The organism is Streptomyces sp. NPDC000941 (assembly GCF_053599555.1).
Genome location: NZ_JBSFMM010000317.1, coordinates 1 through 10,257 on the forward strand (window position 1 = coordinate 1; position 10,257 = coordinate 10,257).

Genomic DNA, 10,257 nt, shown 5'->3' on the forward strand with positions numbered 1-10,257 from the left:
CGCCGACGGAACGTTCCGTCGGCGGGCGCCGGGCGGTGGATGGACGGTGGTGGCCTGGGCGGGAGCCAGGGGCTGTACGGGGTGTGTACGGGGCCTGTACGAGGTCTGTACCGGCTCTGTGCGGGGTCTGTGCGGGCTCAGGGGACGGGTGGGGCGGGGGTCAGTGGATGATCCCGGTACGTAGCGCGACCGCGACCATTCCGGCCCGGTCGCCGGTGCCCAGCTTGCGGGCGATACGGGCGAGGTGACTCTTGACGGTGAGGGCGGACAGGCCCATCGAGACGCCGATGGCTTTGTTGGACTGGCCCTCCGCAACCAGCCTCAGCACCTCGACCTCGCGTCCCGACAGCTCGCGGTAGCCGCCCGGATGTCCGGGGGCGCCCGGCGGGCGGCGGTGCATCCGGGCGGCGCCGAGGGGAGCGGCGCCGGGGCGGCCCGGGATGCCCAGGTTGGTGCGGGTGCCGGTGACGACGTAGCCCTTGACGCCGCCGGCCAGGGCGTTGCGTACGGCGCCGATGTCATCGGCGGCGGAGAGGGCCAGCCCGTTCGGCCAGCCCGCGGCGCGGGTCTCGGACAGCAGGGTGAGGCCGGAGCCGTCGGGGAGATGGACATCGGCGACGCAGATGTCGCGGGGGTTGCCGATACGGGGACGGGCCTCCGCGATGGACGACGCCTCGATGACGTCGCGCACCCCGAGGGCCCACAGGTGACGGGTGACGGTGGAACGGACGCGGGGGTCGGCGACGACGACCATGGCCGTCGGCTTGTTCGGGCGATAGGCGACCAGGCTGGAAGGTTGCTCGAGGAGAACAGACACCAGGCCTCCTGGAGGAAGTGGTGGGACGGGTCACCACGTCCTTCGGCACCGATACGGCCCGGCTTTAGGGAATGATCACGATTTGGTGAGTAACAATTCGGGCAATTAGGACGACTGATCGATCAAGCCTGATCAGCGAGCGCCCGCCGAGCGCTCGGATCGTGCGCAGCGAATGCCCGGCTCGTGCGCGGCAGCAGGTGCTCGGCCGGCGGGTGCTCGGCGCCGCGCTCAGCGGGGCTGAGGGCCGCGCCGCTGCGGCAGCGACACGACGCCCGCCTCGGCCGCCCCGACCGGCGGCAGCCCCGCGATCTGGCACAGCAGATCGCACCAGGCCGCCAGGTGCGCGCCGGTGTCGGGCACCCCGGCCGGTCCGTCGCCCGCGGCGAAGGGCCGCTCCGGCCGCCGGTGCTCGCCCAGGGCCGGTTCCGCCGCGGGCGGCTCCGCCGGTGTCCAGGAGGCGCGGATCTCGATCCGGGTCGACGGCTCGCGCTCCCCGATGCCGCCGAAGTAGTGCGAGCTCGCCCGGGTCACCGTGCCGCTCGGCTGCCGGTACTCGACCCCGCGCGCCTCCAGCGCGCCGGTCAGCCACGACCAGCACACCTCGGGCAGCAGCGGATCCGCCGCCATCTCCGGCTCCAGATCCGCGTGCACCAGGGTGACCAGGCGGAACGTACCGCACCAGGAGTCGTGCCCGGCCGGGTCGTGCAGCAGGATCAGCCGCCCCTCGGCCAGTTCCTCGTCATCGCCCCCCGAATCCGCCGGGTCCGCGGTGACGGCCGCCTCGAGCGCGTACGAGAACGGCGCGAGCCGCCGCGGCGGCGGGGTCGGGGCGAGCTCCACCTCGGGCCGCGGCCGTACGGCGCTCAGCCCGGCCACGGCATGCCGGAAGACGGCCGGGGCCCCTTCCTCGCCCGCCGCGTCCGCCCCGTCGGCGCTCCCGGCGCCATCAGCGCCGTTCGAGAGGTGTCCTTGAACCGCTGCCATGCCCGGAAGACTAGGCGCAACTGGGGCCTCAACCGGGGAAGAACACCCGGGTTGGCGGGTCACTCGTTCGGCCCGTGCGAAGATTTGGGTCATGAGCGCCAACGAGCGGCCCTCGGGCCAGCAGCAGACCGGCCGCACCGCGGCGAGCACCACAGCCGACTCGGCCTTCCTGCGCGCCTGTCGACGTGAGCCGGTTTCGCATACTCCGGTGTGGTTCATGCGGCAGGCCGGCCGTTCGCTGCCGGAGTACCACAAGGTCCGCGAGGGCATCGCGATGCTCGATTCCTGTACGCGGCCGGACCTGATCACCGAGATCACGCTGCAGCCGGTTCGCCGCCACCATGTGGACGCCGCGGTCTATTTCAGCGACATCGTGGTCCCGCTGAAGGCCATCGGGATCGACCTCGACATCAAGCCCGGCGTCGGCCCGGTCATCGCGGACCCCATCCGTACCCGCGCGGATCTGGACCGGCTGCGCCCGCTCGACCCGGACGATGTGAAGTACGTCACCGAGGCCGTCGGGATGCTCACCGGGGAGCTCGGCGCCACCCCGCTGATCGGCTTCGCCGGCGCGCCCTTCACGCTCGCCAGCTACCTCATCGAGGGCGGCCCCTCGCGCAACCACGAGCGCACCAAGGCACTCATGTACGGCGACCCCGAGCTGTGGGCCGAACTGCTCGACCGGCTCGCCGACATCGCCACCGCCTTCCTGAAGGTGCAGATCGAGGCGGGCGCCTCCGCCGTCCAGCTCTTCGACTCCTGGGTCGGCGCCCTGTCCCCCGCGGACTACCGGGCCCGCGTGATGCCCGCCTCCACGAAGGTCTTCGACGCCGTGGCCGGATACGGGGTGCCGCGCATCCACTACGGCGTCGGCACCGGCGAGCTGCTGGGGCTGCTCGGCGAGGCGGGCGCGGACGTCGTCGGCGTGGACTGGCGGGTGCCGCTGGACGAGGCGGCCCGGCGGGTCGGCCCCGGCAAGGCGCTGCAGGGCAACCTCGACCCGGCCGTGCTCTTCGCCCCGCGCCAGGCCGTCGAGGCCAAGACCGACGAGGTGCTGGAGGCGGCCCGGGGCCTGGAGGGCCATATCTTCAACCTCGGCCACGGCGTGCTGCCCAGCACCGACCCCGACGCCCTGACCCGCCTGGTGGAGTACGTCCACACCCGGACCGCCCGCTGAGCCTGCGCGCTCGGGTCTGCGCGCTCACGTCTGAGCACTCAGGTCTGCGCGCTCAGTAATCGGAACCCGCACGGGGTCCCTCATCGTCTGGGAGACCATGAGGGACTTCCCTGCCATCACCGCCGACCGCGTCCGGGAACTGGCCGACCAGTGGGACGCCGTCCGCGAGGGCCGCTCCAAGGACGACGCCGACCGGCTCGTCCGCGACTGTGCCGAGCGGCTGACCGCCGAGCCCACCGGTGACCACGCCTACCTGTGGACGCTCGGCCTGCTGATGACGGCCGAACACACCGGCTGGCTCACCGGGGACGGCGTCGAAGGCGTCGCCCTGGTGGCGCTCGACGCCGCCGACAGCTCCCTGCGCGGCCACGCCTGCGAGCACCAGCGGCACCCGTACGAGGACGACCTGGACGAGCGCCACGACCACCTGGCGCGGCTGCTGCCACTGCTGCGCAACGGGCGGAGCGAGGCCGAGGACGGGCAGTGGGACGACGCGGCCACCAAGGAGGAGTGGCTGTGTCCGCGCAACATCGCCGGATACGCGCGCGTGGCCATCGACATCATCGACCCCGGCACCGTGGCCGACGTCCCGCCCCGGCTGCCCCTCATCGACGTACGGAAGGCCGGCCACCTGCGGTCGATCCTCTGGGACTACCCGCACGTCGACCCCGCGTACGAGCTCTTCGAGCACGCCGCCGCGCTGCGCGCCCACCCCGACGGCGACAGCCGCGCCGGGCTCGTGGTCATCCTGCGCGCCGCCTGCTGGTACGCGGTGAGCGGCCGGATCCGCGGCAAGTGGGTGCTGGACGAGATGATCGGGGCGCTCGAGGCCGTACAGCCCGGGCTCGGCGACGAGCCCTGCGCACACCGGGACGGCGAGCACCCCGAGACCGGCGACGACCCGGCGGCGCTGGCCACCGTGGGCGTCCATCTGCTCAGCCCCGGCGGGCGGGGCGTATACGAGCGGCGGGGCGGCATCGAGGGATGGCACACCTCCCTGGAGGGGTGGCTGTGCCCGGCCTTTCTCGCCGGGCTCGCCCGCGAGACGCTGGACCGGCTGCTGGCCGGGCGCGACAAGCTGTTCGGCAGCCGCGACACCGCCCACCTCGACGCCGAGTATCTGCTCGCCGACGGGCGGATCGACATCGACACCCTCACCACCACCTACCGGCAGTCCTGGGTCACCGAACACGAGGAGCTGGTGCAGAACGTCGCGCTGTGGGCCGCCCGCCGGTACGCGGCCGGAGCCGGAGCCGGAGCCGGGGCCGGGGACGAGCGGGAGCGGGCCGCCCTGCTGCTGCTCGCCTGCTGGGCGGTGGACGGAATGGCCGTCGAGCTGCCGACCTCCGTGCTCGGCGTGCTGGAGGAGATCTTCGTGACCATCGACCTCGCCCCGCTGCACGAGCCGTGTCCGCACCCCGGGGAGCACCCCTGGCAGGGCCTGGAGCGCATCGCAGGCCGCGGCTACGGCGTCGCGGGCAACCCCGACGCGCTGATCGGCGCGCATCTCAACCACTTCTGCGCGCCCGGGGACTTCGAGGCCCCCGACGAGCCGTTCGCCCCCGACGCCTGGAGCTGCCCCCGCCAGCTGGCCGAGCGGGTCCGGGACGCGCTGGACGTCCTCTACGAGGTGAAGGAGAACGACGCCGAGGGCGAGGCTTAGGGGCGGGCTACCTGCTCGCGGATCAGGTAGTACAGGACGGCGCTGGTGAGCATCAGAGCGCCGTCGATATAGACGGCGTGCGTCCAGGTTCCGTAGTGGTCGAAGAGGGTGCCGCTGAGCGCCGGGCTGATCACCGCGCCGATCTCGCCGACGAGGTTGAACATCCCGAAGGCGGCCCCGCGCTCGGCGGCGTCGACCACGTCGTTCAGCAGCGCGTGGGCCATGGGCTGGAGTGCGTTGAAGAACAGGCTGGTGACGAACAGAAGCACCGACATCACCAGCAGCGAGGGCGTCTCGTCGGCCTGCAGATAGGCGCCGAAGACCAGTACCAGCAACCCCTGGACCACGGTGAACGCGACCAGCAGCGGCCGCCGCCCCCAGCCCCGGTCCTTCGCCCGGTCCGAGAGCCAGCCGCCCGCGGGGAAGCCGAGGATGCCCGCGCCCGCGTTGAAGGTGGCGACCAGCGCGGCGTTCTGGAAGGAGCTGTGCGCGGCGTCGGCGACGATCGACACCGACCAGAAGCTGAAGAACCACAGGTTCCACATGACCGCGATGAAGGCGAAGCTGAGCAGCAGCGCGTTGCGGTTGCGGGAGACGGCGCCGAGCCGTGAGCCGCGCCGGGCGAAGATCGCCCCGATGAGGACAAACGCGAGCACGCACTCCAGGACCGCCACGCCCCAGCTCGGCAGCCCCGCCCCGTCGGCGATGAGATAGACGGCCAGCACCGCGGCGCACAGCACCACCGAGATGCCCAGGAGCCGCAGCGCCGAGCCGGTTGCCCGCAGCGGGCCGCCGATACGACGCAGATAGACCGCCGAGACCACGCCGAACACCAGCGTCGCGCTGCCCAGGACCAGGAACGGCATCCGCCAGGCGTCCTCATGGCCGAACACATCGGCGCCCCAGTCGATCAGATACGGGGCGCTGATGGTCGCGATCGTCAACCCGATGGACAGACCGGTGATCGCCACGCCCATCCCCAGGCCCGCCTTGGCGGGCGGGGTCCGCTGGGCGATCAGGGTGCGGTCGTTGGAGTAGAAGACGCCTTCGCCGAGCCCCGTCAGCACGCGCAGCACCACAAAGGCGATCAGCCCGCCGACAAGACCGCTGGCGAGCGTCGCCACACCCGCCCACAGCAGCGAGATCGCGAGCATCGCGCGGTGCCCGAAGCGGTCCCCGAGATAGCCGCCGGGGAACTGCGTCAGCATGTAGCCCGCGAAGAAGAGGCTGCCGATCAGCCCGCCGAGCGCGTGCGGATGGCTGGCGGAGCCCAGCATTCCGTGGTCGTTGTCGATGAGCCAGGTGACCACCGGGCCGGTGATGGTGCGGTCGGCGTACGAGAAGAGCCAGCCGCCGAGCAGCATGGCCCACAGGGTGTGATATGGCTTCCAGCCGCCGGACCCGGCCTCCTCCGGCTCCCGGCCGGTGGTCGGTGCGGTCGCTTCGGACATGGCCTCAGGTCCCCCTCTGGGCGCGGTGGTTCGCGGGTTCGGCGTAGCCGGCGCGAGGTCGTGGTGTGCGAGGTGTCCCACAGCGTGTGGGCTGGATCACGGCCCGGCAAGAGATGCGGCTGGACCCTTTCACCGACCGGAAGCCTCGGCGACGGGGGCTTGCCCCCAGGCGGCCGCGACGGTACGGGAGATGCCGTGCGCGGCCACCCGTACGGCCGGGATCAGCCCCGGCGCCCGCCCCTCGGCGGCCGGGACCACGACGGACAGCGAGGCCACCACGTCCCCGCCCGGTCCGCGCACCGGAGCGGCGACCGACAGCGCGTCCATGGTGATCTGCCGGTCGCTGACGGCGATTCCGGCGCGCCGCACCTCCGCGAGGGCGGCCCGCAGCCGGGCCGGGTCGCAGATCGTCAGCTCCGTGAAGCGGCGCAGCGGCCCCGAGCACACCCGCTCGCGCAGCCGGTGCGGCCCGTACGCGAGCAGCACCAGGCCGACGCCGGTCGCGTGCAGCGGCCAGCGGCCGCCGACCCGGCTGCGCACCCGTACTGCGGAACGCCCGGAGATCCGCTCGATGTAGACCACCTCCAGGCCGTCGCGTACGGCGAGTTGGACGTTCTCGTGGGTGGCCTCGTACAGGTCCTCCATGAAGGGCAGCGCCGCCTCGCGCAGCCCCACCCCGCGCGGCGACAGCGTCGCCACCTCCCACAGCCGCAGCCCGATGTGGTACGCGCCCGCCGCGTCCCGTTCCAGGGCGCCCCAGTCGGTGAGCGCGGCGACCAGGCGGTGCGCGGTGGCCAGCGGCAGGTCGGCGCGGCGGGCGAGCGCGGTGAGGGACAGCGAGCGGTGCGTGGCGTCGAACGCGTTCAGCAGGGCGAGCACCCGGCCCGCGACCGAGCGGCGGCCCTCCAGGGCGTGGGGGGCCGACGTACGGGTACGGGGACCCGGGGGGCTGGGCGTGGTCATGACAGCGGGAGGCCGACGTAGTTCTCGGCGAGTTCGGCGGACGCGGCCGGGGAGGCGGCGATCCGCTCCAGCTGGGCCAGTTGCAGCCGCTCCTCGAACGGGGTCCGGTCCGGGTGCGGATGGAGGGTGTCGGTCATGAAGGCGGAGAAGCGCTCGGCCTGCCACACCCGGCGCAGACAGGTCTCGGAGTAACTGTCGAGCAGTTCGGTGGAACCGGTCTCGTGGTGCAGGGTCAGGGCGCGGGCCAGGGTGACCACGTCCGTGACGGCCAGGTTGAGGCCCTTGGCGCCGGTGGGCGGCACGATATGCGCCGCGTCGCCCGCCAGGAACAGCCGGCCGTGGCGCATCGGCTCCTGGACGTAAGAGCGCATCGGGGTGACCGACTTGGCGGTGATCGGCCCGGGTGCCAGGGCCCAGTCCCCGTCGACGGCGAAGCGGGCGGACAGCTCGTCCCAGATCCGCTCGTCGGACCAGCCGGCCGGGTCCGTGCCGGCCGGCACCTGGAGGTAGAGCCGGGAGACCTGCGGGGAGCGCATGCTGTGCAGGGCGAAGCCGCGCCGGTGGCGGGCGTAGATCAGCTCCTCGCAGGACGGCGGCACATCGGCCAGCACGCCGAGCCAGGAGTACGGGTAGTCGCGCTCGAACACCGCGGTGCGCTCGGCGGGGATCGCCCGGCGGGCCACACCGTGGAAGCCGTCGCAGCCCGCCACGTAGTCGCAGCTGAGCGTCTGTTCGCGGCCCTCGCGGCCTTCGTGCCGGAAGCGGACGGTGGGTGTGGCGGAGTCGGGATCCTCGACGGCCAGGACCTCGGCCCCGAACAGCAGCGGCGGTCCGTCGGCGAGTTGGAGGGCGACCAGGTCCTTCACGACCTCCGTCTGGGCGTAGACCATCACCGACCGCCCGTCGGTCAGCGCCGGGAAGTCGATGCGGTGGGCGCGGCCCTCGAAGCGCAGCTCGATCCCGCGGTGGAGCAGCCCCTCCCGGTCCATCCGCGCGCCCGCCCCGCACTCCCGCAACACGTCCACCGTGCCCTGCTCCAGGATCCCGGCCCGCTGGCGCGCCTCGACATAGCGGCGCTCGCGGCTCTCCAGCACGACGCAGTCCACGTCGGCGCGGTGCAGCAGACGGGCGAGCAGCAGGCCGGCGGGGCCGGCGCCGATGATGCCGACGGTCGTGCGCATCTCATCGCTCCCTCTTGCTCTCGCTTTGGGGTTGTTCGCCTGGTGAAACTTGGTTCATAATCTGGGTGGTGATGAGTCTCAGCGCGGCCACGCCGCCTGTCAATGCTGTTGGCGGTTCGGCCGACGGTTCGGTCGGCCCTCTTGAGCGCGGCCTCGCCGTGCTGCGCGCGCTGACCGCCCTGTCCGCGCACGGCGCGGGACCGGCGGTCCGCCCCGGCGACCTGGTGCGCGCCACGGGGCTCGCCCGCTCTGTCGTCGACCGCGTGCTCGGCACGCTCCAACAGCTCGGATACGTGACGCTGGACGGGCGCGAGGTGAGCCTGGCGACCCGGCTGATGGAGCTGGGCAATGCCTATCTCGCGGCCGGCGGCCTGCCGGACGCGCTCCTTCCGTTCGCGGAGCGGCTGGCGGACTCCCTCGACGAGTCGGTCTCGGTCGCCGTCCCGGACGGCGACGGCGTGCGCTTCGTCGTCCAGGCCACCCGGCGCCGCACGATGTCCCTCGCCTTCCGGATCGGCGACCTCCTCCCCGCCGAACGCTGCGCCCCCGGCGCGCTGTTCGCCGCCGAATGGGACGAGCGCACCTGGGCCGACTGGCGCGCCCGCCGTGCCGCCGACCCGCTGGACGCCTCCTTCCCCGCCGTCCCGCCCAGGCCGGGCCCCGCCGGCGCCCCGGACCTCGACGCGTTCGCGCACCGCGCCAAGGCGGCCGCCCACGACGGCTGTGCCCTTGACGACCAGCTGATCGAGCCGGGTCTGGTGGCGGTGGCCGTTCCGCTCCGGGACCCGGCGGGGCGTATTGCGTGTGCGGTGAACGTGGTCAGTCACACCAGCCGCCACGACATCGCGTCCCTCAGACGGACCGCACTGGCCGCTCTGCGGGACCGGATCCCGGCCATGGAGGCGGCGCTTGCGGCGCCCGTGGGGGCCGGGCAGGGCGCGGGCGGCGAGCCGCCCGCGGTCGGTGCCATCGGCGAGGATCCGGCCCGGCTGGCCAAGCGGGAGATGGGGGCGGGCTTTCTGCAGTCGCTCGCGCGCGGGCTGACCGTGCTGCGGGCGCTGGGCGAGCGGCCCCCGGGCGGCCCGCCGCCCCACGACGGTATGCCCCTCACCGCCGTCGCCGAGGCGACCGGCCTGGCCCGCGCCACCGCCCGTCGCTCCCTCCTCACCCTCGTGGAGCTCGGCTACGCCGCGACCGACGGAGCCCGCCTCTTCCGCCCCACCCCCCGCGTCCTGGAGCTCGGCTACGCCCCGCTCGCCGGGCTCGGCTTCACCGATATCGCGCGGCCGCATCTGCGCGAACTGGTCGGCGCCGTCCACGAGTCGGCGTCCCTGGCCGTCCTCGACGGCGGCGACATCCGGTACGTCGAGCGCGTGCCGACCGTCCGCATCATGAGCGTGAACATCACCATCGGCACCCGCTTCCCCGCCTACGCCACCTCCATGGGCCGGGTGCTGCTCGCGGGCCTGGACGCGGACGCCCGCGCCGCGTATCTCGCCGACCTCGACCCGCGGCCGCTGACCCGACACACCCTGACCTCCGTACCCGGGCTCGCGCGCGTCCTGGGCGGCGTGGCGGAGAGCGGATACGCCCTGGTCGACGAGGAGTTGGAGGACGGGCTGCGGTCCCTGGCCGTGCCCGTACGGGACGCCGACGGGCGCGTGGCTGCGGCGCTCAACCTCGCCGTGCACGCGGGCCGGGGCACCCCGGAGGACACCGTGCGCACCCTCCTGCCACCCCTGCACACCGCCGCCGCCCGTATCGAGGCCGACCTGCGCACAGCCTTCGCCCACCGCCCCCGTGGCCTGGGAGCCAGGCGTCCGTCGGGTGTCCGACGTCCATCGGGCGTCTGAGAGAGTGGGGTCATGAGCGCAGCGAACGGCCGCACGGGCCATGTCGTGGTCGTCGGCGGCGGTATCTCCGGGCTCGCGGCCGCCCATCGGCTGCTGACCGGCGGGGCCCGGGTGACCGTGCTGGAGGCGTCCGGCCGGCTCGGCGGCAAGCTGTACGCGGGCGAGATC

At 73.4% G+C, this 10,257-nt stretch carries 9 protein-coding genes; 4 read left to right on the forward strand and 5 right to left on the reverse strand.

Annotation, left to right across the window (positions count from 1 at the left end):
• Window positions 1-160: 160 nt before the first annotated feature.
• On the reverse strand, window positions 161-817 hold the full coding sequence (locus ACWDSL_RS49140) for a LuxR C-terminal-related transcriptional regulator (protein ID WP_450495741.1): 657 nt from the start codon (window positions 815-817) through the stop codon (window positions 161-163).
• 228 nt (window positions 818-1,045) lie between these two features.
• A complete protein-coding gene (locus ACWDSL_RS49145; protein ID WP_450495742.1) occupies window positions 1,046-1,801 on the reverse strand; it encodes a DUF3000 domain-containing protein in 756 nt (251 codons plus the stop codon).
• A 91-nt stretch (window positions 1,802-1,892) separates the two neighbouring features.
• Here ACWDSL_RS49145 and hemE point away from each other — a divergent pair, with 91 nt between their 5' ends.
• Window positions 1,893-2,978 (forward strand): uroporphyrinogen decarboxylase, encoded by a 1,086-nt coding sequence (gene hemE / locus ACWDSL_RS49150; RefSeq protein ID WP_450495743.1) that lies wholly within the window; start codon window positions 1,893-1,895, stop codon window positions 2,976-2,978.
• Between the two features lie 97 nt (window positions 2,979-3,075).
• Window positions 3,076-4,641: a hypothetical protein gene (locus ACWDSL_RS49155; RefSeq protein WP_450495745.1), complete on the forward strand. Its 1,566-nt coding sequence runs from the start codon at window positions 3,076-3,078 to the stop codon at window positions 4,639-4,641.
• On the opposite strand, the gene ACWDSL_RS49160 is transcribed toward ACWDSL_RS49155, so the two are convergent.
• The 3 genes from ACWDSL_RS49160 to ACWDSL_RS49170 form a co-directional block, all read right to left on the reverse strand.
• Window positions 4,638-6,092, reverse strand: a complete 1,455-nt coding sequence (locus tag ACWDSL_RS49160) for an MFS transporter (protein WP_450495747.1) — start codon at window positions 6,090-6,092, stop codon at window positions 4,638-4,640. The genes ACWDSL_RS49155 and ACWDSL_RS49160 overlap by 4 nt on opposite strands.
• A 129-nt stretch (window positions 6,093-6,221) precedes the next feature.
• On the reverse strand, window positions 6,222-7,055 hold the full coding sequence (locus tag ACWDSL_RS49165; RefSeq protein ID WP_450495749.1) for an IclR family transcriptional regulator: 834 nt from the start codon (window positions 7,053-7,055) through the stop codon (window positions 6,222-6,224).
• Entirely contained in the window at window positions 7,052-8,236 is a 1,185-nt protein-coding gene (locus tag ACWDSL_RS49170) for a 4-hydroxybenzoate 3-monooxygenase (RefSeq protein ID WP_450495750.1), read from the reverse strand. The genes ACWDSL_RS49165 and ACWDSL_RS49170 overlap by 4 nt, the downstream gene beginning before the upstream one ends.
• A 71-nt stretch (window positions 8,237-8,307) precedes the next feature.
• Between ACWDSL_RS49170 and ACWDSL_RS49175 the strand changes: the two genes are divergently transcribed.
• Together ACWDSL_RS49175 and ACWDSL_RS49180 are read left to right on the forward strand one after the other, a co-directional pair.
• Window positions 8,308-10,089 (forward strand): IclR family transcriptional regulator domain-containing protein, encoded by a 1,782-nt coding sequence (locus tag ACWDSL_RS49175; RefSeq protein ID WP_450495752.1) that lies wholly within the window; start codon window positions 8,308-8,310, stop codon window positions 10,087-10,089.
• 12 nt (window positions 10,090-10,101) lie between these two features.
• The coding region (locus ACWDSL_RS49180) for an FAD-dependent oxidoreductase (RefSeq protein ID WP_450495753.1) at window positions 10,102-10,257 on the forward strand (156 nt) is incomplete at its 3' end.

Excerpts from the sequence above, each read along its gene's own strand:
- ACWDSL_RS49145 (WP_450495742.1), bottom strand. The coding sequence starts at position 1,801 with ATGGCAGCGGTTCAAGGACACCTCTCGAACGGCGCTGATGGCGCCGGG.
- hemE (WP_450495743.1), top strand. The coding sequence starts at position 1,893 with ATGAGCGCCAACGAGCGGCCCTCGGGCCAGCAGCAGACCGGCCGCACC.
- ACWDSL_RS49155 (WP_450495745.1), top strand. The coding sequence starts at position 3,076 with ATGAGGGACTTCCCTGCCATCACCGCCGACCGCGTCCGGGAACTGGCC.
- ACWDSL_RS49160 (WP_450495747.1), bottom strand. The coding sequence starts at position 6,092 with ATGTCCGAAGCGACCGCACCGACCACCGGCCGGGAGCCGGAGGAGGCC.
- ACWDSL_RS49165 (WP_450495749.1), bottom strand. The coding sequence starts at position 7,055 with ATGACCACGCCCAGCCCCCCGGGTCCCCGTACCCGTACGTCGGCCCCC.
- ACWDSL_RS49170 (WP_450495750.1), bottom strand. The coding sequence starts at position 8,236 with ATGCGCACGACCGTCGGCATCATCGGCGCCGGCCCCGCCGGCCTGCTG.
- ACWDSL_RS49175 (WP_450495752.1), top strand. The coding sequence starts at position 8,308 with ATGAGTCTCAGCGCGGCCACGCCGCCTGTCAATGCTGTTGGCGGTTCG.